Origin of the sequence: Paraburkholderia sp. Cpub6 (assembly GCF_014201065.1) — a bacterium.
Taxonomy (GTDB): Bacteria; Pseudomonadota; Gammaproteobacteria; order Burkholderiales; family Burkholderiaceae; genus Paraburkholderia; species Paraburkholderia tuberum.
Genome location: NZ_JACHDM010000005.1, coordinates 194872 through 221227, shown reverse-complemented (window position 1 = coordinate 221227; position 26356 = coordinate 194872). Strand labels below are relative to the sequence as shown.

General features: G+C 63.8%; 24 protein-coding genes and 1 pseudogene. 22 read left to right on the top strand and 3 right to left on the bottom strand.

All coding sequences use genetic code 11. The features are described from left to right. Positions 1-115: 115 nt before the first annotated feature. From argS to HDG33_RS11985, 8 genes are all read left to right on the top strand, one after another. Positions 116-1906, top strand: a complete 1791-nt coding sequence (gene argS, locus HDG33_RS12020; protein WP_184026405.1) for an arginine--tRNA ligase — start codon at positions 116-118, stop codon at positions 1904-1906. Positions 1907-1985: 79 nt separating this feature from the next. Beyond that, positions 1986-2783, top strand: coding sequence for an SPOR domain-containing protein (locus HDG33_RS12015; protein ID WP_184026396.1), 798 nt, complete (start codon positions 1986-1988; stop codon positions 2781-2783). Positions 2784-2972: 189 nt separating this feature from the next. Further along, the gene (locus HDG33_RS12010; RefSeq protein ID WP_184026393.1) at positions 2973-3611 is read left to right on the top strand and encodes a thiol:disulfide interchange protein DsbA/DsbL; all 639 of its coding nucleotides are present in this window, start codon (positions 2973-2975) and stop codon (positions 3609-3611) included. Between the two features lie 15 nt (positions 3612-3626). Next, entirely contained in the window at positions 3627-4400 is a 774-nt protein-coding gene (locus HDG33_RS12005; RefSeq protein WP_184026390.1) for an SDR family oxidoreductase, read from the top strand. Between the two features lie 3 nt (positions 4401-4403). Beyond that, complete coding sequence (locus tag HDG33_RS12000; protein WP_184026387.1) at positions 4404-5222, top strand: helical backbone metal receptor; 819 nt, start codon at positions 4404-4406, stop codon at positions 5220-5222. Positions 5223-5504: 282 nt separating this feature from the next. Next, positions 5505-7091, top strand: coding sequence for an ABC transporter substrate-binding protein (locus tag HDG33_RS11995; RefSeq protein WP_184026385.1), 1587 nt, complete (start codon positions 5505-5507; stop codon positions 7089-7091). Positions 7092-7246: 155 nt separating this feature from the next. Further along, positions 7247-8062, top strand: coding sequence for a LysM peptidoglycan-binding domain-containing protein (locus HDG33_RS11990; RefSeq protein WP_409259002.1), 816 nt, complete (start codon positions 7247-7249; stop codon positions 8060-8062). Continuing rightward, positions 8050-8493 carry a lysozyme inhibitor LprI family protein gene (locus HDG33_RS11985; protein ID WP_184026382.1) on the top strand — a complete coding sequence of 148 codons (444 nt, stop codon included), beginning with the start codon at positions 8050-8052 and terminating at the stop codon, positions 8491-8493. Before HDG33_RS11990 ends, HDG33_RS11985 begins: the two co-directional genes overlap by 13 nt. 68 nt (positions 8494-8561) lie before the next feature. Here HDG33_RS11985 and HDG33_RS11980 read toward each other — a convergent pair whose 3' ends face one another. Continuing rightward, positions 8562-9635, bottom strand: a complete 1074-nt coding sequence (locus HDG33_RS11980; RefSeq protein ID WP_184026379.1) for an MBL fold metallo-hydrolase — start codon at positions 9633-9635, stop codon at positions 8562-8564. 158 nt (positions 9636-9793) lie between these two features. Between HDG33_RS11980 and HDG33_RS11975 the strand changes: the two genes are divergently transcribed. The 13 genes from HDG33_RS11975 (at position 9794) to HDG33_RS11915 (ending at position 23785) form a co-directional block, all read left to right on the top strand. Next, complete coding sequence (locus HDG33_RS11975; protein WP_184026376.1) at positions 9794-10198, top strand: MerR family DNA-binding transcriptional regulator; 405 nt, start codon at positions 9794-9796, stop codon at positions 10196-10198. 39 nt (positions 10199-10237) lie between these two features. Further along, positions 10238-12055 (top strand): bifunctional isocitrate dehydrogenase kinase/phosphatase, encoded by a 1818-nt coding sequence (gene aceK, locus HDG33_RS11970; RefSeq protein ID WP_184026374.1) that lies wholly within the window; start codon positions 10238-10240, stop codon positions 12053-12055. Positions 12056-12127: 72 nt separating this feature from the next. After that, positions 12128-13336: an acetyl-CoA C-acetyltransferase gene (locus HDG33_RS11965; protein WP_184026372.1), complete on the top strand. Its 1209-nt coding sequence runs from the start codon at positions 12128-12130 to the stop codon at positions 13334-13336. 28 nt (positions 13337-13364) lie between these two features. After that, on the top strand, positions 13365-14042 hold the full coding sequence (locus tag HDG33_RS11960; RefSeq protein ID WP_184026369.1) for an SDR family oxidoreductase: 678 nt from the start codon (positions 13365-13367) through the stop codon (positions 14040-14042). Positions 14043-14075: 33 nt separating this feature from the next. After that, positions 14076-15206 (top strand): acyl-CoA dehydrogenase family protein, encoded by a 1131-nt coding sequence (locus tag HDG33_RS11955; protein ID WP_184026367.1) that lies wholly within the window; start codon positions 14076-14078, stop codon positions 15204-15206. A 7-nt stretch (positions 15207-15213) separates the two neighbouring features. After that, positions 15214-15669, top strand: a complete 456-nt coding sequence (locus HDG33_RS11950; protein WP_184026364.1) for a YchJ family protein — start codon at positions 15214-15216, stop codon at positions 15667-15669. A gap of 618 nt (positions 15670-16287) precedes the next feature. Continuing rightward, the gene (locus HDG33_RS11945; RefSeq protein ID WP_184026362.1) at positions 16288-17595 is read left to right on the top strand and encodes a dienelactone hydrolase family protein; all 1308 of its coding nucleotides are present in this window, start codon (positions 16288-16290) and stop codon (positions 17593-17595) included. Positions 17596-17948: 353 nt separating this feature from the next. Beyond that, positions 17949-19310: an adenosylmethionine--8-amino-7-oxononanoate transaminase gene (gene bioA, locus HDG33_RS11940; RefSeq protein WP_184026359.1), complete on the top strand. Its 1362-nt coding sequence runs from the start codon at positions 17949-17951 to the stop codon at positions 19308-19310. Beyond that, entirely contained in the window at positions 19310-20494 is a 1185-nt protein-coding gene (gene bioF / locus HDG33_RS11935) for an 8-amino-7-oxononanoate synthase (RefSeq protein ID WP_184026356.1), read from the top strand. Before bioA ends, bioF begins: the two co-directional genes overlap by 1 nt. After that, entirely contained in the window at positions 20491-21231 is a 741-nt protein-coding gene (gene bioD, locus HDG33_RS11930) for a dethiobiotin synthase (protein WP_184026353.1), read from the top strand. Before bioF ends, bioD begins: the two co-directional genes overlap by 4 nt. 52 nt (positions 21232-21283) lie before the next feature. After that, complete coding sequence (gene bioB / locus HDG33_RS11925) at positions 21284-22384, top strand: biotin synthase BioB (protein ID WP_184026350.1); 1101 nt, start codon at positions 21284-21286, stop codon at positions 22382-22384. 259 nt (positions 22385-22643) lie between these two features. Beyond that, positions 22644-23198 (top strand): PAAR domain-containing protein, encoded by a 555-nt coding sequence (locus tag HDG33_RS37285; RefSeq protein ID WP_260330408.1) that lies wholly within the window; start codon positions 22644-22646, stop codon positions 23196-23198. After that, on the top strand, positions 23198-23785 hold the full coding sequence (locus tag HDG33_RS11915) for a type VI secretion system amidase effector protein Tae4 (protein ID WP_184026347.1): 588 nt from the start codon (positions 23198-23200) through the stop codon (positions 23783-23785). The genes HDG33_RS37285 and HDG33_RS11915 overlap by 1 nt, the downstream gene beginning before the upstream one ends. Positions 23786-24110: 325 nt before the next feature. Here the strand turns inward: HDG33_RS11915 and HDG33_RS11910 are convergent. Further along, positions 24111-24383: pseudogene (locus HDG33_RS11910) on the bottom strand (sulfate ABC transporter substrate-binding protein); the annotation flags it as partial. 3 nt (positions 24384-24386) lie between these two features. Beyond that, complete coding sequence (locus HDG33_RS11905) at positions 24387-24989, bottom strand: alpha/beta hydrolase (RefSeq protein WP_184026344.1); 603 nt, start codon at positions 24987-24989, stop codon at positions 24387-24389. A 315-nt stretch (positions 24990-25304) separates the two neighbouring features. Between HDG33_RS11905 and HDG33_RS11900 the strand changes: the two genes are divergently transcribed. Next, on the top strand, positions 25305-26246 hold the full coding sequence (locus HDG33_RS11900) for a glyoxylate/hydroxypyruvate reductase A (protein WP_184026341.1): 942 nt from the start codon (positions 25305-25307) through the stop codon (positions 26244-26246). Positions 26247-26356 lie beyond the last annotated feature (110 nt).

The following is a 26356-nucleotide window of genomic DNA, read 5'->3' as shown; positions in this document are numbered from 1 at the left end:
GGGGACAGTCTGCCATCGGCGCCGCAAAGCGCTGCCGCGTTCAACGCTTGCGACACCGGCCTCGGCCGGCGCCTCTTCCGCCTTACCGGATTGCCTCACTGGACTCGCAACAAGCATGCTGCCCGCACACAAACACACACTCGAAACACTGCTCGCCGAGACGGTGAAGCAGGTCGCGACTGCCACCCAAGGAGCGACGGAAGCCGCCTTCGTCTCGCCCGCCATCGCGCTGGAGCGCCCGAAAGTCGCCGCGCACGGCGACGTCGCGTGCAACGTCGCGATGCAGCTCGCCAAGCCGCTGCGCGCCAATCCGCGCCAGCTCGCGCAACAGATCGTCGATGCGCTGCTCGTCAATCCGCAGGCCAAAGGCCTGATCGACACCGCCGAAGTGGCGGGCCCCGGCTTCATCAACCTGCGGCTCACGGCGGCAGCCAAGCAAGGCGTGATCGCCGCCGTGTTCGCCGAGAAGGACGCGTACGGCCGCTCACGGCGCGACGCCGGCAAGCACGTGCTGATCGAGTTCGTGTCGGCCAACCCCACCGGCCCCCTGCACGTCGGCCACGGCCGCCAGGCCGCGCTCGGCGACGCGCTCGCGAACGTGCTCGCGTCGCAGGGCTGGGACGTGCACCGCGAGTTCTACTACAACGACGCCGGCGTGCAGATCCACACGCTCGCCCTGTCGACCCAGGCACGCGCACGCGGCCTCGCCCCCGGCGACGAAGGCTGGCCCGCGTCGGCCTATAACGGCGAGTACATCGCCGACATCGCGAAAGACTATCTGAACGGCATCACGGTCGAGGCGAGCGACGGCGAGCCCGTCACCGGCGCGCGCGACGTCGAGGACCTCGAGGCGATCCGCCGCTTCGCGGTCACGTATCTGCGTCGCGAGCAGGACATGGATCTGCAGGCGTTCGGCGTGAAGTTCGACCAGTACTACCTGGAATCGTCGCTGTACACGGAAGGCCGCGTCGAGAAAACGGTCGACGGGCTGATCGCCGCGGGCAAGACCTACGAGCAGGAAGGTGCGCTGTGGCTGCGCACCACCGACGACGGCGACGACAAAGACCGCGTGATGCGCAAGACCGACGGCACCTACACGTACTTCGTGCCGGACGTCGCCTATCACGTCGCGAAGTGGGAGCGCGGCTTCACCAAGGTCATCAACGTGCAGGGCTCGGATCACCACGGCACGATCGCGCGCGTGCGCGCAGGTCTGCAGGGTCTCGGCATCGGCATTCCGAAGGGCTACCCCGACTACATCCTGCACAAGATGGTCACGGTCATGCGCAACGGCGAAGAGGTGAAGATCTCGAAGCGCGCGGGCAGCTACGTGACGGTGCGCGACCTGATCGAATGGTCGGGCGGCGCGACGCCGGGCTCGGAAGCGGCCGTCGATCTGATCGACGAGGAAACCATTCGCCGCGGCCGCGACGCGGTGCGCTTTTTCCTGATCTCGCGCAAGGCGGACACCGAGTTCGTGTTCGACATCGACCTCGCGCTGAAGCAGAACGACGAGAATCCGGTGCACTACGTGCAGTATGCGCACGCGCGCATCTGCTCGGTGATCGCCGAGTGCAACGCGCGCTACGGCCTCGACGAGAACGCGCTCGCAAGCGTGGATTTCGCGCCGCTGACAAGCGAGCGCTCGATGGCGCTGCTCAACAAGCTCGCCGAATTCCCGGACATGCTGCAGCACGCCGCCGACGAACTCGCGCCGCACGCGGTCGCCTTCTACCTGCGCGAACTCGCCGGCGAATTTCACTCGTTCTACAATGACCGTGCCGAGCGCGTGCTGGTCGACGACGCGGCCGAACGCAACGCTCGCGTCGCGCTGCTCGCGGCCACGCGCCAGGTGCTGGCCAACGGTCTCGCGACGATCGGCGTCTCCGCTCCCGTCAAGATGTAACTCCTCCAGCGTAATATGCGCGCGGCCGTCGTTATAATCGGCGGCCGTTCCTGGATTCTTTTTGCAGGTGATTCGTACGATGGCAAAACCACGCCGCACAACAAAGCAATCGAAGCAAACCGGGGGCACTTTTCTCGGCATCGTGCTGGGCCTGATCGTCGGCCTGGCGATCGCGGTAGTGGTGGCGCTGTATATCACCCGTGCACCTACGCCGTTCGTGTCGAAGGTCGCGCCGCCAGCGGCGACCGACAACGGTGCGAGCCAGCCGCAATACGATCCGAACCGTCCGCTGCAAGGCAAGACGCCGGGCCAGCCGGTGCCGCAGGCCGCGCAACCGGCTCCGCCGAACACCGCGCCGGGCCAGACCAACGCCCAGACCCAGTCGGGCATGCTCGAAGAACCGCAGATCGTCGAAGTGCCGCCGTCGGGCGGCAACGCGAATAACAACGGCACGGCGGTCGCGCCGAATCCCGCGCAGGAGAACGGTACCGGCGGCATCGTCGCGCCGGCGCCGGCGAAGAAGCCGCAGACCTCGAGCGCGCCGGCCGCCACGGCGGCAGGCTCGGCGCCTAAGAGCGCGACCACGGCCGCCAACGCCAAGCCGGGCCCGGCCGCCGCTCCGGCGCCCGGCGAGGCGAACACCGGCTATTTCCTGCAGGTCGGCGCGTACAAGACCTCCGCCGATGCCGAACAGCAGCGCGCGCGCCTCGCGTTCCAGGGCTTCGAATCGAAGGTCACGCAGCGCGATGCCGGCGGCGTCACCTACTACCGCGTGCGCATCGGGCCGTTCTCGAAGTTCGAGGACATGAATTCGAGCCGTCAGCGTCTGTCGGACGCGGGTGTCGATACCGCGGTGATCCGCTTCACCAAACAATAAATAAACGGTAATGCCGGCCCGCACGGCGCGTCGAACTATCGGCGCGGCGCGCGGGTCACAAGCACGATGGCCGCTTCGACCTGTAGCTTCGACCTGTATTGTGGCGGGCGGCCACACCGAATCCGACCAGCGGCGACGGGCCCTTAGCATGGCGTCGCCGCGCTACCGCCTTATCTGGGTCTACACAACATGAAAAAGCTGCTGAGCATCCTGTTTCTCTCGCTAGGCCTGATCGCGGCCAGCGCGCATGCGTCGCCGACCGCGCCGGTTGCCGGCAAGGACTACACCGTGCTGGCCTCGCCGCAACCGACCGACGTGCCGGCCGGCAAGATCGAAGTCATCGAATTCTTCTGGTACGGCTGCCCGCATTGCAATGAATTCGACCCGTTCCTCGAAGCCTGGGTCAAGAAGCAGGGCCCGGACGTCGTGTTCCGCCGCGTGCCGGTCGCCTTCCGCGACGACTTCATCCCGCACTCGAAGATGTACCACGCGCTCGACGCGCTCGGCGTCGCGAACGAACTGACGCCGAAGGTGTTCAACGAAATCCATGTCAACAAGAACTATCTGCTGACGCCGGAAGACCAGAGCAAATACCTCGCGAAGCTCGGCGTCGATCCGAAGAAGTACATGGAAGCGTACAACTCGTTCTCGACGCAAAGCGCGCTGCAGAAGGACAAGAAGCTGCTCGACGACTACAAGATCGACGGCGTGCCGACGCTCGCCGTGCAGGGCAAGTATGAAACCGGCCCGGCCGCGACCGGCACCCTGCCGGGCACGGTCCAGGTGCTCGACTACCTCGTCTCGCAAGTCCGCGCCAAGAAGATGTAATCACGAGGCGCCGGTATGACCTCTCCGCTGAAGGTTTTCATTACCGGCGCTTCGAGCGGCATCGGCCTCGCGCTCGCCGGCGAATACGCACGGCGCGGCGCGATTCTCGGCCTCGTCGCCCGCCGCGGCGACGCGCTCGCCGCGTTCCAGCGGTCCCATCCCCAGAACACCGTCTCGATCTATGCAGTCGACGTGCGCGACGCGGAAGCGCTCGCCGATGCGGCCGCGCGCTTCATCGCCGCGCACGGCCTGCCGGACGTCGTGATCGCCAACGCCGGCATCAGCCGCGGCGCGCTAACGGGTCACGGCGATCTGCGCACGTTCCGCGAGGTGATGGACATCAATTACTTCGGCATGGTCGCGACGTTCGAGCCATTTGCCGCCGCGATGGCCGCATCGAAGCGCGGCACGCTGGTCGGCATTGCGAGCGTCGCGGGCGTGCGCGGCTTGCCCGGTTCGGGCGCGTACAGCGCGTCGAAATCGGCGGCCCTGAAGTATCTCGAGGCGTTGCGCGTCGAGATGCGGCCGTTCGGCGTCGGGGTCGTCACGATCGCGCCCGGCTATATCCGCACGCCGATGACCGAGCACAATCCGTACAACATGCCATTCCTGATGGACCCCGACCGTTTCGCGGCGAAGGTCGCGCGGGCGGTCGAACGGCAGACGTCGTTCGGGGTGTTTCCGTGGCAGATGCGCGTGGCCGCGATGCTGCTGCATGTGCTGCCGCGCTGGCTCTACGACCACGTGTTCGAACGCGCGCCGCGCAAGCCGCGCGCCGCCACCGAGTAAGCCATGCAGTCCCGTGCGGTCGATGCAGCCGGCGTCGCGCACGAATCCGCGGGCACCGACGCGCGCATCGTGTCGCTGGTGCCGAGCCTCACCGAAACGCTGTTCGCGCTCAGCCTCGAGCGGCAGATCGTCGGGCGCACCGGCTTTTGCGTGCATCCGCGCGACAAGGTCCGGGCGGTGCCGAAGGTCGGCGGCACGAAGGCCGTCAAACTGGACGCGATCCGCGCGCTGCGCCCCACCCATCTGATCGTCAATGTCGACGAGAACGAACGCGACACCGTCGAGCAACTGCGCGCGTTCGTGCCGCACATCGTCGTCACCCATCCGCAGACGCCGCACGACAACCTCGCGCTGTTCGCGCTGCTCGGCGCGATCTTCGGGCGTGAAGAAGAAGCGCGGCGCTTGAGCAACTCGCTCGAAGCGCGTCTGCGCGAAGCCGGCGCTCACGCCTTCGCCGCGCAGAGCGTGCTGTACCTGATCTGGCGCGAACCGTGGATGAGCGTCGCACGCGACACCTACATCGCCGCGATGCTGCGCCTCGTGAACTGGCATACGCTCCCCGACGTGCGCGGCGGCAGCGCGGGCGCCGCGCGTTACCCCACGCTCGACTTCGACGACGCGCCGTGGCTCGCGCAGGTCGACCGGGTGCTGCTGTCGAGCGAGCCGTACCGCTTCACGGCCGCGCATCGCGATGCGCTCGCGCGCGATCCGCGTCTCACCGGCAAGCGCATCGATCTGATCGATGGGGAAATGACGTCGTGGTACGGCGTGCGCGCAATAAGTGGCATCGGCTACCTGCTGCGTCAGGCCGCCGCAGCCTGAGGCGGCAGCATGGCCGCGCCGCCCCCATATGGATATGTCGATTAAATTGTTGTCGCCAAAATGGCCCTTCGATAAGCTTTCGCGAAGGCGCGCCGCCGGCCAGGCCTCGAAGGCCTGGCGCCCAGGCCTCAGGCCGGGATCGCCCGACCCGTACGACGGCGCCGGGAACGTATCACAATCGTGGCGACGCGCGCGCCGGGACCGCTGACCTGCCCGCTCACGCATCGCCGCCATAAACACAACCAGACGCACTGCCTGACTGCGCTCGTTACCGGAGATCCTATGCGTTTCAAACTGCTCGCAGCCGCCATCCTGCTCACTGCGCCCGCGCTCGTGCTCGCCAAACCGTTGACCGTCTGTACCGAATCGAGCCCCGACGGCTTCGACGTCGTGCAGTTCAATTCGCTCGTCACGACGAATGCATCGGCCGACGTGATCTTCAACTCGCTGGTGTCGTTCGACGAAGCCGCGAAGAAGGTCGTGCCCGCGCTCGCCGACAAGTGGGAAGTGAGCCCCGACGGCCTGACGTACACGTTCCACCTGCGCCCCAACGTGCAGTTTCAAACCACCGACTACTTCAAGCCCACCCGCGCGCTCAATGCCGACGACGTGATCTTCACGTTCGACCGCATGCTCAACGACAGCAATCCGTGGCACAAGGTGGCGGGCGCGAGCGGCTTCCCGCATGCGCAATCGATGGGGCTGCCGAAGCTGATCAAGTCGATTACCAAGGTCGACGACAACACGGTCAAGTTCGAGCTGAACGAGCCGAACGCGACGTTCCTGTCGATCCTGACGATGGGCTTCGCGTCGATCTATTCGGCCGAGTACGCGGACCAGTTGCTGAAGGCCGGCAAGCAGGTCGATCTGAATGCGAAGCCGATCGGCACCGGCCCGTTCGTGCTGAAAAGCTATACGAAAGACGCGGTGATCCGTTATGACGCGAACCCGACCTACTGGGGACCGAAGCCGAAGATCGAGCGCCTGATCTACGCGATCACGCCGGACGCGACCGTGCGCGCGCAGAAGGTGAAGGCTGGCGAATGCGAGATCGCGCTGTCGCCGAAGCCGCAGGATCTTGCCGACGCGAAGAACGACAAGTCGCTCGCGATCGTGCAGACGCCCGCGTTCATGACGGCCTTCGTCGCGCTGAACACGCAGCAGAAGCCACTTGAAAACCAGAAGGTGCGCGCCGCGCTGAACATGGCGTTCGACCGCACGACATATCTGAAGACCGTGTTCGACAACACCGCGACGCCGGCCGTGAACCCGTTTCCGCCGAATACGTGGAGCTACAACCATTCGATCAAGGGCTGGCCGTACGACCCGGCGAAGGCGAAGAAGCTGCTCGCCGACGCGGGCTATCCGAACGGTTTTGAAACGACGATCTGGGTGCGTCCGAATGGCAGCGTGCTCAATCCGAATCCGAAGGCCGGTGCCGAACTGCTGCAGGCCGACTTCGCGAAGATCGGCGTGAAGGCGGACGTAAAGGTGATCGAATGGGGCGAGCTGATCAAGCAGGCGAAGCAGGGTCAGCATGACACGCTGTTCATGGGCTGGGCCGGCGACAACGGCGATCCGGACAACTATCTGTCGCCGCTCTTCAGTTGCAACGCGGTGAAGTCGGGCATCAACTTCGCGCGCTTCTGCGATCAGGACCTCGACAAGCTGATCGCCGACGGCAGAGCGACGTCCGATATCGCCAAGCGCACGAAAGCGTATGAAGCCGCGCAGCAGATCATCCACGACGAAGCGCTGTGGATTCCGCTCGGCTATCCGACCGCTGCCGCGATCACGCGCACGAACGTGAGCGGGTATCACGTGAGTCCGTTTGGTCGGCAGAATTTTGGGGCGGTGGTGGTGCAGTGATTTTGCGCTGCGGTTAGCGCAGGCGGCCCTGCAGGAAAGCCCGGTTCTTGAACCGGGCTTTTTTTATTCAACGCGCGAATTGGCTGGTTGCATCTGACACTGCGTAACCTTTTTTCGACATGATCTCGGGCCTTCGCCCGCCAGACCGATTCCTAATGCAATTTTCCTCAGGCAAGAAGCTGATAATTGCTTGCAAAGTAGCCGCCCACACTTTGACAGAAGGAATGGTTATGGCAATGCAAGCTCCAACGAGGACAGGTTTTGAACGGTGGCAGGATGGCGTTAGCAAGGCTGTAAGCGATGCCAAATGGAATTCCTGGGACTGCGAGATCCAGATGGCAGTCCATGAGTACAACCGCCATCTCTGCGGCACTTCCGGGTACGTGCCCCTGGACTGGCAGCTTATCAAGCCGATGTTGTGGGTCGAAACAGGTGCCCACGATCCTCAGTGGAACGCCAAGCCGATGCGAATTGGGGTTGCAGGCGATCCTGGATTAGCATCGCTGCTTTCAGGTAATGAAGGCGGCGATTTGATTGTGCCGCCAGCCTGGATAGGACGGCTGACAATGGCCTCAGTCAGAACGATACCGGCGTATAACATCCGTGCTGGTATTGGTTATTTGCTGATGCGCATGGCACATTTTAAGTACCGAAGCGTACTTCGTGCTGACCCTAAGGTTTACGAAATCGCGGTCACGCTAGGAAACAGCCTCGACAAGATGGCGAAGGCTCAGGGCACGACGATCGACACGTTAAAAGAGCTGAATCCCACCGCCACCGTTCTGCGACCCGGACAAGTGTTGATGTACCGGAAGGCTTCAGTTCAAAAGGCTATTACGAGCTGGCGCCCCTTCTCCGCGGCATTGATAGCGGAGCGTTATAACGGAGGCGGTGACCTCAACTACGCCAGAAAGCTTGATTACGCTTTGTCAATGGTGCGTAAAGGAAAGGTGGCCCTATGCGCGCGATAAAGCTGATCTGTTTAGGCCTGGCCGTCTGCCTGCCAACGTTGGTCCTTGCGACCTCAACTGCTCTCGTTGCAAGCGAGCGGGCTTTACGCGAAGAATGCAGTGCATTCTCGCAAGCGGGAATGCGGGACTGTCTGGCAGAGAAAGCAGAGGCCAGTCAGAAGGCCCTCAGACGAGCCGAGGAGAAGATGGCTGGCACCATCTCCAAATGGGATGAAGACAACAAGTACGTGAACCAGGCCAAGGCAAGACTCGTCGCATCAAACAGCAAATTCGCTAAGTACCGCGAGACTCAATGCCAGTTCGCAGCTTCGCTAAGCGGTGGTGGAGCCGGCAGTGCACGCGAAGTGCGCAGTTTGGCTTGCGTTGCGGAACTCAACAACCGGCGTGCCCAGCAACTTCGCGACGCTGCATCTGACTTGCCGTTGAAATAGTTCGAATGAACACACCCAGCACCGTTGCGCCGCTGAGTGCGCTCATATAGCGCATCGAATCGAAAAGATCACACCGCCGCAAACCGAATCACCCCATCCGCATCCTGCGTCCGCTTCAAATCCCCCGCCCGCCACAGCAGATGCAAATGCGCGAGCGCCTCACCCATCGCGAATGTCATCTGATGGATATCGAGCTGGCGCTTGAACATCAACGGCACGATATCGGCGGCGCTGCGCGGCTTTTCCGCACATGCTTCGCGCACTTCGGCGAGCCGCGCGTCGTGATGCTCGCGCAATTGACGAATGCGCGTGCGCACGCCGCGAAACGGCTTGCCATGCGACGGCAGCACGAGCGTAGCTTCGGGCATCGTCTCGTAGCGGCCGAGCGACTCCAGATACAGTTCGAGCGGCGAACCCTCAGGCTCGATATCGAACACCGACACGTTGGTCGAAATGCGCGGCAGCACCATGTCGCCGGAAATCAGCGTGCCGGTTTGCGCGCAGTGCAGCGCACAGTGTTCCGGCGAGTGGCCGAAGCCCGTCACCACGCGCCACGTCCTGCCGCCGATCCTGACATCCTCGGCTTCGCGCAAACGGCGGTATTGCCCCGGAATCGCCGGCACGAGGCTCGAGTAGTAGCTATTGCGATTGCGCAGTTTCTCGAGCGATTCGGCGTCGGTCAGACCGTGCCGCGCGAAGTGCCGCGCCGCGGCCTCGCCACCCGCGTTCGAGCCGTCGCCGGTCGCCATCACGCGCGCCTGCATGTATTCGCCGAGCGTCATCCACAGCCGCGCGTCCCAACGCTTTTTATCGCCACCGCCGCACACCCAATGCGCGAGGCCGATGTGATCCGGATGGCAATGCGTGACGATCACGCGCAGCACCGGCAGGCCGTCGAGCACCGATTCGAACACGCTCTCCCAATTCGCCTTGATCGTGTCCGACGTGATGCCGCAATCGACCACGGTCCAGCCTTGCTGGCCGTCGATCTCATCGCGCAGCAGCCACAGGTTGATATGGTCGAGCGCGAATGGCAGCGGCATGCGCAGCCAAAGCACGCCGGGCGCGACTTCCATCGTGCGGCCCGCGTCGGGCATCGTGTCGTTGAAGGGGTATTCGAGCTGGTGTTCGAGTGCATTCATGGGGACTGTCTTCCTCCGACGACCCTCCGGCATGGCGAGGTGTGCGATGCCGGTCGGCCGGGTTGTGGTTGCTTTCCGCTCAGGTTGACGATAACGTAAACGTCGATTCTATCGTCCAATCCGGTTTTGTGCCGGCCAAGCGGCCACGAGATGTCCCGATGAATACGCAATACACGATCACCGAGCTCGCGCGCGAATTCGACGTCACGCCACGCGCGATCCGATTCTACGAAGACCAGGGTTTACTCTCACCGAGCCGCGAGGGTTCGAGCGGCTTGCGGCGCGTCTATTCGGGCCGCGACCGCACCCGTCTGAAGCTCACCTTGCGCGGCAAGCGGCTCGGCTTCACGCTGTCGGAGATCCGTGACCTGCTCGACGTCTACGAATCGCCGACCGATACCGTACCGCAGTTGCACGCGTTCCTCGCGACGGTCGCGCGTCATCGCGAAGTGCTAGAACGTCAGCGAGAAGATCTCGACGCGACGCTCGAAGATCTCGCGCAGTATGAAGCGCAGGCGCGCGCGCTGCTCGATGGCGCGAGGCACGAAGCGAAGCCTGCCTGAAGCTGCCTGACTCTGACCGGCGTTTGCGGAGCGCGCGTGATGAATCACTTCCCCAAGCTGTTATCGTCGCAAATCGGTTTCGACGTCGCGCAGACGATGCTCGAAGGGTTCGACCGTCACTACCGGATCTTCCGCGACGCGGCGATCCACGCGAAGACGCTGTTCGAAGCCGGCGACTGGCACGGCCTGCAAAAGCTCGCGCGCGACCGCATCACGTCGTACGACGATCGCGTGCAGGAATGCGTGCAGTTGCTCGAAGACGAGTACGACGCGGAGAACATCGACAGCGAAGTGTGGCAGCAGATCAAGCTGCACTACATCGGCCTCCTGACCACGCACCGTCAGCCGGAATGCGCGGAAACCTTCTTTAATTCGGTTTCCTGCAAGATTCTGCATCGCTCGTACTTCAACAACGATTTCATTTTCGTGCGCCCGGCGATCTCGACCGAATACATCGAGAACGACGAACCGGCCGCGAAGCCGACTTATCGCGCGTATTACCCCGGTACTGATGGACTTGCCGCAACGCTCGAACGGGTCGTCACGAACTTCCAGCTCGATCCGCCGTTCGAGGATCTGACGCGCGACGTCGCCTGCGTGATGCAGTCGATTCACGAAGCGTTCGGCGTGTTCGACGAAGCGCCGAACTTCCAGATTCACGTGTTGTCGTCGCTGTTTTATCGCAACAAGGCTGCATATATCGTCGGGCGCATCATCAACGGCGAGGCGCTGCTGCCGTTCGCGGTGCCGCTGCGTCACGTGAAACCGGGCGTGCTCGCGCTCGACACCGTGCTGCTCAAGCGCGAGCAGTTGCTGATCATCTTCAGCTTCTCGCACTCGTATTTTCTGGTCGACATGGAAGTGCCATCCGCGTATGTCGAGTTTCTGCGCACGGTCATGCCGGGCAAGCCGAAGGCGGAAATCTATACGTCGGTGGGTCTGCAGAAGCAGGGCAAGAATCTGTTCTATCGCGATCTGCTGCATCACCTGAAGCATTCGAGCGACCGCTTCATCGTCGCGCCCGGCATCAAGGGGCTCGTGATGCTGGTGTTCACGTTGCCGTCGTTCCCCTACGTGTTCAAGCTGATCAGGGACAACTTTCCGCCGCCGAAGGAAACCACGCGCGCGCAGATCCAGCAGAAGTATCTGCTCGTCAAACGTCATGACCGGCTCGGCCGGATGGCCGACACGCTCGAATATTCGAGCGTCGCGCTGCCGCTCGCGCGGCTCGACGAAACGCTGTTGCGCGAACTCGAAAAGGAAGTGCCGTCGCTGATCGAGTACGACGGCGACAACCTCGTGATTCGCCATCTGTACCTCGAGCGACGCATGGTGCCGCTCAATCTGTTCCTGCAGAACGGTAACGACGACGACGTCGAGCACGGCATCAAGGAATACGGCGACGCGGTGAAGGAGCTGATCCAGGCGAACATCTTCCCCGGCGACTTGCTGTACAAGAACTTCGGTGTCACGCGACATGGCCGCGTCGTGTTCTACGACTACGACGAGATCGAATACCTGACCGACTGCAACGTGCGTGCGGTGCCGGCGCCGCGCAACGAGGAAGACGAAATGTCGGACGAGCCGTGGTACGCGGTAGGCCCGCACGATATTTTCCCGGAGACGTACGGCACGTTCCTGCTCGGCGATCCACGCGTGCGGCGCTCGTTCATGCGGCATCACGCGGATTTCTTCGAGCCCGAGCTGTGGCAGCGATACAAAGATTTTCTGTTGAAGGGCGATCTGCCCGATTTTTTCCCGTACGACCAGAGCGTGCGCTTTTGCGTGCGCTATCCGGAGTGGTTCGCCGAAGCACCCGATGCGCAGGCGAACGAGCCAAATGTGCGCGTGGCTTGATGAATCCCACAAGGGTTCGCAGCGGGCAACGCGCGGCGGTAGCCATCCAAGCTATGACCAAGGAGCTCGAACATGAGTGACGCAAACCACAGTGGTATCAACTCCGATCCAATCGTAATCGTCAGCGCGGCGCGCACGCCGATGGCCGGCTTTCAGGGCGACTTCGCGTCGCTGAGCGCGCCGCAACTCGGCGCGGTCGCGATCAAGGCGGCCGTAGAACGAGCGGGTCTGAAGCCCGAGCAGATCGACGAAGCGGTGATCGGCTGCGTGCTGCCCGCCGGCCTCGGCCAGGCTCCCGCGCGCCAGGCCGCGCTCGGCGCGGGTCTGCCGCTCGCCACCGGCTGCACGACGGTCAACAAGATGTGCGGCTCCGGCATGCGCGCGGCGATGTTCGCGCACGACATGCTGGCCGCGGGCTCGCTCGACGTGATCGTCGCGGGCGGCATGGAGAGCATGACGAACGCACCCTATCTGCTGCCGAAGGCGCGCGGCGGCATGCGCATGGGCCACGGCCAGGTGCTCGACCACATGTTCTACGACGGCCTCGAAGATGCCTACGACAAAGGCCGTCTGATGGGCGCGTTCGCCGAGGAGTGCGCGGCGTCGTTCGACTTCACGCGCGAGGCGCAGGACGCGTTCGCGGTCGAGTCGCTGAACCGCGCGAAACGCGCGAACGAGGACGGCTCGTTCGACTGGGAAATCGCGCCAGTCACCGTAGCGGGCCGCAAAGGCGACGTCACGATCGCGCGCGACGAGCAGCCGTTCAAGGCCAACCTCGACAAGATCCCCACGCTGAAGCCCGCGTTCAGCAAGACCGGCACCGTGACGGCGGCGAACTCGTCGTCGATCTCGGACGGCGCAGCCGCGCTCGTGATGATGCGCGAGTCGACCGCGAAACGGCTCGGCGTGGCGCCGCTCGCGCGCGTCGTCGGTCATTCGACGTTCGCGCAGGCGCCCGCGAAGTTCACCACCGCGCCGGTCGGCGCGATCCGCAAGCTGCTCGGGAAGAACGGCTGGCGCGCCGGCGACGTCGATCTGTACGAGATCAACGAAGCGTTCGCGGTCGTCACGATGGCCGCGATGAAAGAGCACGATTTACCGCACAACAAGGTCAACGTGAACGGCGGCGCGTGCGCGTTAGGCCATCCGATCGGCGCCTCGGGCGCGCGCATTCTCGTCACGCTGATCGGCGCGCTGAAGAATCGCGGTCTGAAGCGCGGTGTCGCGACACTGTGTATCGGCGGCGGCGAGGCGACCGCGATGGGTGTCGAACTGATCTGACGCATCCACAAAATCTTCGAGGAATACGATGAAGACAGTGTTAATCGTCGGTGCATCGCGTGGCATCGGCCAGGAATTCGTCCGGCAGTACAGAAAGAGCGGCTGGCGCGTGCTCGCGACCGCGCGCGACGGCGCCGCGCTCGACGCGCTCAGCGAACTCGGCGCCGAAACCTTCGCGCTCGACGTCACCGCGCCCGAAGACATCGCGGCGCTCGGCTGGAAGCTCGACGGCGAACGGCTCGATGCCGCGATCCTGGTGTCGGGCGTGTACGGTCCGCGCACCGAAGGCATCGAAACGATCACCGCCGAGGACTTCGATCACGTGATGCACACGAACGTGCGCGGCCCGATGCAGCTGCTGCCAATCCTGCTGCCGCTCGTCGAGGAAACGGACGGCGTGCTCGCGGTGATTTCGAGTCGCATGGGCAGCATCGCCGATGCAAGCGGCACGACCGGCTGGCTGTATCGCGCGAGCAAGGCGGCGCTAAACGCCGTGCTGAAGCTCGCGTCGCTCGACGCGCAGCGCGCGACCTGCGTGTCGCTGCATCCCGGCTGGGTGCGCACCGACATGGGCGGCGCGCAGGCCGCGCTCGATCCCGCGCGCAGCGTGGCGGGCATGCGCGAGGTGCTGGCGCAGGCGGCGGCATCGCGCGACGCCTTCCACGGCCGCTTCTTTCAGCACGACGGCACGCAGCTCGACTGGTAGACAACTACGTTGCATGGGACCGGAGACACGCTCATGGTGCTTGATCAGGATCACCTGATGGTGCGCGACGCGCTGCGCACCTTCGTGCGCGAAGCGATCACGCCGTACGCGGCGCAATGGGACCGCGAGCGCACCTTCCCGCGCGACGTGCACCGGCAACTCGCCGAGCTCGGTGCTTATGGCGTGCTGGTGCCCGAAGCGTATGGCGGCGCCGGCATGGACGCGCTCGCGCTCGCGTTGATCCTCGAAGAAATCGCGGCCGGCGACGGCGGCACGTCGACCGCGATCTCGGTGAACAACTGCCCCGTGTGCAGCATCCTGCTCACCTATGGCAACGACGCGCAGAAGCGCGACTGGCTCACGCCGCTCGCGCGCGGCGAGATGCTCGGCGCATTCTGTCTGACCGAGCCGCAAGCGGGCTCGGATGCGTCGGCGCTGCGCACCACCGCGACACGCGACGGCGACGCGTACGTGCTTAACGGCGTCAAACAGTTCATCACGAGCGGCAAGAACGGCGACGTCGCGATCGTGATGGCCGTCACCGACAAGGCCGCTGGCAAGCGCGGCATCAGCGCGTTCGTCGTGCCCACCGGCACGCCGGGCTACGTGGTCGCGCGGGTCGAAGACAAGCTCGGCCAGCATTCGTCGGATACCGCGCAAATCGTATTCGAGGCGTGCCGCGTGCCGGCCGCGAACCTGATCGGCGCGGAAGGCGAAGGCTACCGGATCGCGTTGTCGGGTCTCGAAGGCGGGCGCATCGGTATCGCCGCGCAAAGCGTCGGCATGGCACGCGCCGCGTTCGAGGCGGCGCTGACTTACGCAAAAGAACGCGAGAGCTTCGGCGCGCCGCTGTTCTCGCACCAGGCGGTGCAGTTTCGCCTTGCCGACATGGCGACCCAACTCGAAGCCGCGCGTCAATTGATCTGGCACGCGGCGTCGCTGAAGGACGCGGGCCAGCCGTGTCTGACCGAAGCCGCGATGGCAAAACTGTTCGCCTCCGAAGCGGCCGAGCGCATCTGCTCGGCCGCCTTGCAGATTCACGGCGGCTACGGTTATCTGAGCGACTTCCCGGTCGAGCGGATTTACCGCGACGTGCGTGTGTGCCAGATCTACGAAGGCACGAGCGACATCCAGAAGATCCTGATCGCTCGCGCGCTCAGCTGAAATTTCAATGAACAAGCCATCGTTGTCACTGCAAAGACCTGTCGACTGTCCGTGCGGCGGCGCGGCGCCCGACGCACGCGGGGGCACCGCGACCAAAGCCCCGCGTTTCGCGCAATGCTGCGGCCGCTATATCGACGGCGGCGAAGCGGCGCCGCGCGCGCTCGAACTAATGCGCTCGCGCTATAGCGCGTACGTGCTCGGTGCAACCGACTACCTGCGCGCGACTTGGGACCCCAGCACCTGCCCCGCCGATCTCGACGTGGATCCCACCGCGCCCGACGCGCCCCGTTGGCTCGGACTGCAGATCAAAGGCTTCGCCGAAAGCGATGCCGATCACGCGACCGTCGAATTCATCGCCCGCTACAAAGTGGGGGGACGTGCTTATCGGTTGCATGAATCGAGTCGATTCGTGCGCGGCGATGATGGCCGCTGGCGTTATGTCGATGGCGACGTCAATGAGTAAATGAAGAGCATGCGCCGATTAAGCAATCGCTGCATTACGCGCCGAAGCTTTCTCGTGTCTTTCACTTGCCCTCGACAAACTTTATAAAGGCCTTTGCATAGGCCTTTTTTCGTTCCTCTCACGCGGGCTTCTTCGTTGGTCTCGCACCACAGCACTTACACGACCTTTACTCGCCGCTTCCCGCCATATGTCCCCGGCCCTTGCCCGGCAAGGCTTTGAAGCGTCGTTCGCACATGCAGCAATTTTTTCGTCACGGGTTCTCCTTGATTGCACAAAACAAAATTGTCGTGCCAGGATGAGTCCGTAGCTTCATGACGTCACATTGCGAGAGCGGGTCATACCGGCTCCGCAACATGCAAAGGAAGGCTGACCGGCCGCTGATCGAACGCGAGCCGCGCGGACTCCGACAGCATCAAGTGACGTTCATCCTCGGCGCGTGGGGTCGCGTCGGCCGTTGGGTTCATCCCGTGCAATCTCGATTTGCGAGCGTGCGCTTCCCGCAACGCTCGCGAGTGAGTCTGTTTGTGTCGAAATCGCGAACGAAAGCTGAATGTCAGCCGCGTTTTGCGCAACCGGACAGCACGGAGTTCAGGACACGTCTTTAAAGCAGGTGCGTCAATGGTGTTGAGCAAGGTTCTGACGAAGTGTGCGGCGATCTGCGCCGCGGCCACGTGTGCTGTCACGATCGCGCATGCCGATCCGCTCGCCTACTCGTCCCTTTCCGCACACGACGCGACGCCGTCGAGCGACATCCAGGGACCGCTGTCGCGCGCCCGCGTGCCGCGCCTCGCGCTGGACGACGACGTCTACCTGCCCACCGCTCACCTGAACGAAAAGATCATCCGCGTGCCGGTCGACGCCGCCGGCACGGTCACGCTTGAAACCACGATCTACAAGCCGGACGGCCCCGGCCCGTTCCCGATGATCGTCTTCAACCACGGCAAGATTCCGGGCGACCCGCGCACCCAGGAACGCAGCGACCCGCTGCCGTTCGCGCGCGAATTCGTGCGCCGCGGTTACATCGTCGTCGCGCCGAACCGCCAGGGCTTCGGTCACTCTGACGGCGTGTACGAGCAGGACGGCTGCGACGTCGAGCGCAACGGTCTTGGCCAGGCCGGCGACGTCGCAGCAACGATCGATTACATGTCGAAGCAACCTTATGTCGACGCGACGCACATCGCGGTGGCCGGCACCTCGCATGGCGGTCTTGCGACGATCGCATACGGGACCGAAGCGGCGCCCGGCGTGCGCGCGCTGATCAATTTCTCGGGCGGTCTGCGCCAGGACGCCTGCAAAGACTGGCAAGGCAATCTGACGCGCGCATTCGGCGCGTACGGCGAGAAGACTGCGGTGCCGTCGCTGTGGCTCTATGGCGATAACGATTCGGTGTGGAACGCGCCACTCGTCGCGGGCATGTATGCCGCGTATGGCGCGCATGGCGCCAGCGTGAAGATGGTCGACTTCGGCCACTACAAGAACGACGCGCATCGGCTGGTCGGCGACCGCGACGGCGTGCACGTATGGTGGCCGGCCGTCGAAGCGTTCCTCGCGCGCGCCGGTATGCCGACTGCCGTGCAGTATCACGTCGCCGATCCGGCCGCGCCGAAGGCAACCGGATTCGCCGCGCTCGACGCGGTCGACTCGGTGCCGTACCTCGACAACGAGGGCCGCAATGGCTATCGCAACTTCCTGCATCAGTATCCGAGCCGCGCGTTCGCGGTGTCGGATTCGGGCGCGTGGTCGTGGGCCGAGGGCGGCGACGATCCGATGTCGGTGGCGGTGACGAATTGCCAGAAGCAGAGCTCCGATCCGTGCCGGTTGTATGCGGTCGATAACGCGGTCGTGTGGGGCAATCAGAACTCGCAGACGGCGGATGCAAGCGATGCCGATGCCAATGGCCGCAAAGCGATCGCGAGCCGGGAGTGACGTACGAATAGAGGCGTGAGTCGAGCCGTAAATCGCGCCTGATTCTGATGTGCCGCAAGCCCGCCGTATCGGCGGGCTTTTTCTTGTGCGCTCAGTTCCCTCGCAAAAAAACACCTCGTCACCCCAAATTCTGGCCAGTAACAGCCCATTACTTTGACGTCGCTATCTCCGTCGATTGGCGAGCTTCCCTCACGAAATCGAACGAGCTGCATCGAACGATGCTGAACCTCGACGCCACCGCGAAAAACGAGCATTTCGCGGTTGATGCGCGCGACCAAATAAACCGCTAATCTCGACCCCGCGCACTCGCCGAGGCTTGCGTGCGTGGCAAAAAAGCACCCTGGAGTACCTCTTTGGAAAAGTCAGCAGTCCCCCCGGTCGCCCCTGAAGATTGGGTCGCCCGCAGCCTGCGCGCGGTGTGGCATCCGTGCACGCAGATGAAGCACCACGAACGTCTGCCGCTGATCCCCGTCGCGCGCGGTCAAGGCGCGTGGCTGTACGATCGCGCCGGTCATCGCTATCTCGACGCGATCAGTTCGTGGTGGGTCAATCTTTTCGGTCATGCGAACCCGCGCATCAACGCGGCGCTGAAAGATCAGCTCGATACGCTCGAACACGCGATGCTCGCCGGCTGCACGCACGAGCCCGCCGTCGAACTCGCGGAACGTCTGCACGCGTTGACCGGCAACACGCTCGGCCACGCGTTCTTCGCGTCGGATGGCGCGTCGGCGGTCGAGATCGCGCTGAAGATGAGCTTTCACAGCTGGCGCAACCGGGGCTACGCCGACAAGCAGGAATTCGTCTGCATCGCCAACAGCTACCACGGCGAGACGATCGGCGCGCTCGGCGTGACCGACGTCGCGCTGTTCAAGGACGCGTACGATCCGCTGATTCGTCACGCCCACGTCGTCGCCTCGCCCGATGCGCGGCTCGCGCAAGCGGGCGAAACCGCCGCCGACATCGCGCGCCGCGCGCTCGACCATGTGCGCGCGCTGTTCGAGGCGCGCGCGAACCGCATCGCCGCACTGATCGTCGAGCCGCTCGTGCAATGCGCGGCCGGCATGGCGATGCACGACGCGTCGTACGTCGCCGGATTGCGCGCGTTGTGCGACCGGTACGGCGTGCATCTGATCGCCGACGAAATCGCAGTCGGCTGCGGCCGCACCGGCACGTTCTTCGCGTGCGAACAGGCGGACGTGTGGCCGGACTTCCTGTGTCTGTCCAAAGGCATCAGCGGCGGCTATCTGCCGCTGTCGATCGTGCTGTCGCGCGACGAGATCTTCGCGGCCTTCTATCACGACGACACCGCGCGCGGCTTCCTGCACTCGCACTCGTACACCGGCAATCCGCTCGCGTGCCGCGCCGCGCTCGCGACGCTCGATCTGTTCACGAGCGACGACGTGCTCGCCGCCAACGCACGCAAATCGGCGACCCTCGCGGCCGCGCTCGCGCCGCTCGTCGAGCACGCGCACGTGCGCAATCTGCGTCAGCGCGGCACGATCTTCGCGTTCGACGCAATGATCGACGATCCTCAGCAAGCCAAAACGTTCTCGCGCCGCTTCTTCGAAAACGCGCTGCAACGCGAGCTGTTGTTGCGCCCGATCGGCACCACCGTGTACCTGATGCCGCCGTACATCCTCGACGACGAAGAACTCGCGCTGCTCGCCACGCGCTCGCGCGACACCTTCGACGCCACGCTCGCGGAGGCACGCTGATGCATCTGCTCGACACACTCGCCGAAGGCCTGAAGGAAATCGACGCGCGCGGCCTGCGCCGACGCCGGCGCACCGCCGACACACCATGCGCCGCGCACATGACGGTCGACGGCCGTGACATCATCGGCTTCGCGAGCAATGACTATCTGGGCCTTGCCGCGCATCCGCAATTGATCGACGCGATCGCCGAAGGCGCGCGCCTGTATGGCGCGGGCAGCGGCGGCTCGCATCTGCTCGGCGGTCATTCGCGTGCGCATGCGCAACTCGAAGACGATCTCGCCGAATTTGCCGGGGGCTTTCTCGACGATGCCCGCGCGTTGTATTTCAGCACCGGCTATATGGCGAATCTCGCGACGCTGACCACGCTCGCGGGCCGCGGCACGACGCTGTTCTCCGATGCGCTCAATCACGCTTCGCTGATCGACGGCGCGCGGCTGTCGCGCGCGGATGTGCAGATCTATCCGCACTGCGACGTGGATGCATTGAGCGCGATGCTCGAAGCGTCGGAGGCGGACGTCAAGGTGATCGTGTCCGACACGGTGTTCAGCATGGACGGCGACATCGCGCCGCTGCCGCGTTTGCTCGAACTCGCCGAGCGGCACGGCGCATGGCTGATCGTCGACGATGCGCACGGCTTCGGCGTGCTCGGTCCGCAAGGCCGTGGCGCGATCGCGCAGGCCGCGCTGCGCTCGCCGCATCTGATCTCGATCGGCACGCTCGGCAAGGCGGCGGGTGTCTCCGGCGCGTTCGTCGTCGCGCACGCGACCGTGATCGAATGGCTCGTGCAGCGCGCGCGTCCGTATATCTTCACGACCGCGTCGGTGCCGGCGGCCGCGCATGCGGTGTCGGCGAGTCTGCGCATCATCGGTGGCGTGGAGGGCGATGCGCGCCGCGCGCATCTCCAGCAACTGATCGAACGCACGCGCGCGATGCTGAAGGCGACGCCGTGGCTGCCCGTCGATTCGCATACGGCCGTGCAACCGCTGATCATCGGCGCGAACGATGCGACGCTCGACATCGCCGCGTCGCTCGATCGCGCGGGGCTGTGGGTGCCCGCGATCCGTCCGCCGACCGTGCCGACCGGCACGTCGCGTCTGCGCATCTCGCTGTCGGCCGCGCACTCGCATGCGGATCTCGACCGGCTCGAGGCCGGCCTGCAACAGGTCGGAGCGCGCGCGGCATGAGCAACATGATTAACGATGACGGCGCGCTGTCGCTGTTCGTCACCGGCACGGATACGGAAATCGGCAAGACCTTCGTGTCGTCGGCGCTATTGCGCGGCTTCGTGCGCGAAGGCCTGCAGGCAGCCGCGATGAAGCCGATCGCGGCGGGCGCGTTCGAAGTGAACGGCGTACTGCACAACGAGGACGCGGATCAGCTCGATGCCGCGTCGAGCGTGCTGCTGCCGCCCGCCATGCGCACACCGTATCTGCTGAAGGAACCGGCCGCGCCGCACATCGCGGCGGCGCTGGAAAACGTCTCGTTCGATCTCGAGCACGTCGTCGCGTGCCATCGCGAGGCGTTGAAGCTCGCCGAGGTGGTCGTTGTCGAAGGTGTCGGCGGCTTTCGTGTGCCGTTGACCGCGACGCAGGACACCGCCGATCTCGCCGTCGCGCTGAAGCTGCCGGTGGTGCTGGTGGTCGGCATGCGGCTCGGCTGCATCAGCCACGCGCTGCTGACAGCGGAGGCGATCGCCGCGCGCGGTCTAACGCTCGCGGGCTGGGTCGCGAATCGCATCGACCCGGACATGACCTTTCCCGACGAAAACATCGCGTCGATTCGCGTGCATTTCGCGCAAGCGTACGACGCGCCGTTGCTCGGCGTCGTGCCGCATATCAGCCCGCCGTCGCCGGAGCTTGCAGCGCAACAGCTCGACATTCGACGGCTTCTGCAAACGCTGCGCCAATTGCGCGCGGCATAGCGCTGCCCCGCAGCGCCGAACCCAAATTCATCCGTTTACGAGGATCGATCACATGACACAACTGAACATCGCAGCAGGCACCGCCGACATGAGCGCCACCAACAGCAATCCGACTGCCGCCGCCACTGAAGCGAAGCCGCTCGCGCGTTGGCGCGTCGCCGATATCGTCGCGTTGTACGAACTGCCGTTCAACGACCTGCTGTTTCGCGCGCAGCAAACGCATCGCGAGCATTTCGACGCCAATGCGGTGCAACTGTCGACGCTGCTGTCGATCAAGACCGGCGGCTGCGAAGAGGATTGCGCATACTGTCCGCAATCGGTGCATCACGACACGGGTCTCGTCGCCGACAAGCTGATGCCGGTCGACGAAGTGCTGGCCGCCGCGCAGGTCGCAAAGCAGAACGGCGCGACGCGCTTCTGCATGGGCGCCGCGTGGCGCAATCCGAAGGACCGTCATCTGGAGCCGATCAAGGACATGATCCGCGGCGTGAAGGCGATGGGCCTCGAAACCTGCGTGACGCTCGGCATGCTCGAAACGCACCAGGCACAGGCGCTGCGCGATGCGGGCCTCGACTACTACAACCACAACCTCGATACGTCGCCGGAGTTCTACGGCCAGATCATTTCGACGCGCACGTACCAGGATCGCCTCGACACGCTCGAACGCGTGCGCGACGCGGGCATCAACGTGTGCTGCGGCGGCATCGTCGGTATGGGTGAATCGCGCCGCGAACGCGCGGGGCTGATCGCGCAGCTCGCGAACATGGAGCCGTATCCGGAATCGGTGCCGATCAACAATCTGGTGCAGGTGCAAGGCACGCCGCTGACCGGGACCGAAGCGATCGATCCGTTCGAATTCGTGCGCACGATCGCGATTGCGCGCATCACGATGCCGCGCGCGATGGTACGTCTATCGGCCGGACGCGAGCAGATGGATGAGGCGTTGCAGGCAATGTGCTTCCTCGCAGGCGCGAATTCGATTTTCTACGGCGATCAGTTGCTGACCACGAGCAACCCGCAGGCGGAAGCGGATCGCAAGCTGCTCGCGCGCCTGGGGATTCGCGCTGAGGCTGCGCAGCAGATGCCGGTCGAGCAGTGTGGGGGCGAGCAAGGGTGTGCGCATGGGCATGGGGATCACGGCGTGGCGAATTGAGTCGCGGAACCGCTGAGTCGCATGCGCTGCGTGCGCGAACTAATGGTCTGCCTCGCCGCATAGTGGCGAAATTCACCCCGAAAGTTGGACGTTGATCCAATCTTCGGGGTGTTTTTCATGGCGAAGCTTTGATCACCAATTCAAGAAATCCAATCAATATACAAATTGCGTCAAATTAGGAATTGTTGCGATCGGTCTGATTTCAAAAATAACCTCGCACATGTAGGGTGATGATCCTGAGCACTTCAGGATGGCATGAATGCGTAAGGCAGCAGTACGACACGGTGACTCCACCACGACACGCGGATTCGTCATGGCCTATTCGTCAAGCATCTCCGATAACGGCAAAAAGATTGCCCTGAGCGGAGACGAAGCGACATGCGGCAACTGCAAGGGCACGTTCAAGCTTTTCGGCACCGGCAAAGGCATGTCCGAAAAAGGCCGGCATGTCGTTCTCGATGGCGATCGCGTGCTGTGTCCCTGCGGCAAAAACCGGGCGATAGTGGGCAGTAATCCGCGCGTCTTCATTGAAACTGATGACGGCTTGGCGCATAGCCAGGTTAGTGCTGCACTCGCGGCAGCTACATCGTCGCGGACGGCGCTCGTATATGACGAGCAGGTCCGTGCCAGCGTGGTGGGTGTTCTGCTTCCGGGCTACCCGTATTACATTGAAACCGCAGATGAACGCATACAGTTCGGCCGTCTCGACACGAGCGGTCAATTGCCACGCATCTCGAGTGGCGCGATTGCCGCCGAGTACACCGTATATTGGGGCGACGAAGCGCTAGCGAGAATGGTCGGAGTTTCCGACTAATGCCCAACCGAAAAACGGTAGTCAGGACCAATTCGACGCCCGGCTCCCAAAAGTCAATTCAGTTGAACGCCGTCACATTCCAGCAACTTTGGAATAACTATCCATCGCACGATCCGTACGACAATCCGGACTATCCTGACCAGTGCGCGATTCGCATGAGTGTGACCTTTCATCATGTCGGCATCCCGATGAAGTCGTTTTCCTCCAAGCTAATCACGCCGCTTGATGGACAGCCCAGCATTGGACGTATCATGCTCGACGGAAACGCAACGGCTACACGAGCCAATGAACTTGGCGAGTGGCTCAAACTTCAGCCCTTTGCGGGCATCGGCAAACCGGAGAACGTCACCGGAGCCGATTGGGTTACGAAAGTCAAAGGCCGTACCGGCATCTTGATGTTTGACCGGTACTGGAGTCGCGACACCGATTCGACGGGTAGTACAAGCGGCGGTCACATCGATCTTTGGAACGGCAACAGGTTGACCGGCTTCGGCACCGGACTCAGAGTCGCCTGGAACATTGTCATTCCGGGTATCTGGTCCGACTTTCGAAACTCGAAAACGATTCTGTTCTTTCCAGTGAAATGAGATTTTCAAGGACTCTCGTCGGCGTCACCCTGGGAGCAGTTTGCGCCAGCCTACTGTTGTGGGTCGGGCTCTACCTGTACGGTGTTTTTCTGCTGCACGGCAAAGGAAGTATCTTCGATACCTCTCGCACAGCAGAAAACATCTTTCTGATTCTGTGGTTCGTGCTGGCATGCGTGAGCTCGATAGTCGGCGGTTATATCGGCTATTCGGGCAAACGCCACCAGCAGTAATGAGGGCACGTCAGCGGCATGACCGGACGGGCCGGCATGAGCAAAGTCATGCCCCCGCAACACAACGAACCTGCTCCCGAAGCGAAACGTCGGCTTTACTTCCGATCAACAATGATCTGATCGAACGTCCCCCCATCGGAGAAGTGCGTGTCCTGCGCCTTTTGCCAGTTGCCGAACATCTCCTCCACCGTGAACGTCTTGATCGGCTTGAACTCGGCCGCGTGCTTCGCGAGGACGCCCTTGTCGCGCGGACGCAGATGATGATGCGCGATGATCTCCTGCACGGCCGGCGACCACAGATAGTCGAGATACGCCTGCGCTTGCTTGCGCGTGCCACGCTTGTCGACGACCTTGTCGACGATCGACACCGCTCACACGAGCGCATGCTGTGCGGTTTCGATCGCCTCTTCGCGAAAGCGCAGCGGTGCCGCGCAATGCACGAGCGTATCGAAGAAGTACTTCGCGCGCGGCCAGGGACCGAAGCCCGCCGCCGTGTTGATATGCCCCGCATCGCCGAGATTGACGAAAGCGCTGCCGAAACGCCGCGCGAGATCGCGCGCATTGGCTAGCGTCATCCACGGATCGGTTTCGCTGCCGATCAAAATCGACGGCACGCCCACACGTCGCGCGTCGAACTGTCCCGCGAATTCGAACTTGCGCGGACTCGCGGGCGCGACGAACAGCACGCCGACCACCTCGCTGGCGAGCGCGCCCTGCTGCAACGCATGCCCCGTCGCGAGGCAGCCAAAGCTATGCGCGGCCAGTACGAATGGACCACGTTCGAGCGCGAGCAGATCGCACAACGACTTCGCCCATAGCGCGAGATCGGGCGCGTCCCAGTTGGCCTGCTCGACGCGCAACGAGCGCGCGAACTGCCGCTCCAGCCATGTTTGCCAATGCGCGCCTTCGCTGCCGTGCAAGCCGGGAACGGTGACGAGCCGTGGCGGCCAGCTCGATCGGGTGCATGAAAGCATGTGCGTGCCTCGTTGCGCAAGAAATCCAGGCAATCATTGTCCCGCTCGGTCGCGCATCGATGGACCAGGTTTTCGTGCTTTGGTTATCGGGCAAACGAAGAAATGCGCGGGTACCCGCGAACTCGACACCCACCACGGCATGCATCTCGAAGCGCACGTCCGTGCGCAAACGCGCGCGATTTGCGTCGAAAAAGTAGAATGAAGCCTGTTCATACCGGGAGGAGACCCGATGCCGCACGCGTCGTCCAATTGTCGTCGCGCGCTCCGGGTCCGTCCCGCTCATGCCCACATCGACGCCGACACATTCCGGACCGCATGAAAATACTCTTCTACGCACCGCACACCGAAGCCGCCGCGTGGCTGCACGACTTTGCGCGCGCTCTGCCCGCTGCCGAGCTGCGCGAATGGAAGCCCGGCGACACCGGCCCAGCCGATTTCGCGGTGGTCTGGCGTCCGCCGCGCGAGATGCTGGCCGGACGCAATACGCTGCGCGCGATCTTCAATCTCGGCGCTGGCGTCGATGCGATTCTCGCGCTCGAACGCGCGCATCCGGGCACGTTGCCGCCCGAGGTGCCGTTGATTCGCCTCGAAGATACCGGCATGGGCGCGCAGATGGCCGAGTACGTGACGCATGCGGTGCTGCGCTATCTGCGCCGCTTCGACGAATATCAGGTGCTGCAAGGCGAGCGCCGCTGGAAAGTGCTCGAGCCGCATCCGCGCGCAACGTTCACGGTGGGTGTGCTCGGGCTCGGCGTGCTCGGCACGCAGGTCGCGCAAACGCTCGCTTCGTTCGGCCTGCCGGTGCGCGGCTTTACTCGCGGCGAGAAGCAGATCGATGGCATCGCGACGTTCGCCGGCGACGCGCAATTCGATAGCTTCCTCGACGGCACGAAGGTGCTCGTCAATCTGCTGCCGCATACACCCGACACGGAAAGCGTGCTGAATGCGCGAGTCTTCGCGAAGCTCGCGCGCGGCGCATATCTGATCAACGTCGCGCGCGGCGCGCATCTCGTCGAAGCGGATCTGCTCGCTGCGCTCGCGAGCGGCCAGCTCGCCGCCGCGACGCTCGACGTGTTCCGCGAGGAACCGCTGCCCGCCGATCATCCTTTCTGGCGCGAGCCGCGCGTCACGATCACGCCGCACACGTCGGCGCTGACGTTGCGCGAGGACAGCGTCGCGCAGGTCGCGGACAAGATCGGCGCGATGATGCGCGGCGAGCAGGTGAGCGGCGCAGTGCAACTGGAACGCGGCTACTGAGTGAAACCCGCGCCCGCACGCGTCGCAGGCGTGCGGGCTGACTTGAATTGCAGCAACGCGGCAGCACCCATCCCGGATGGGACAGCGATCAAACCGCATCGGATCGGAGA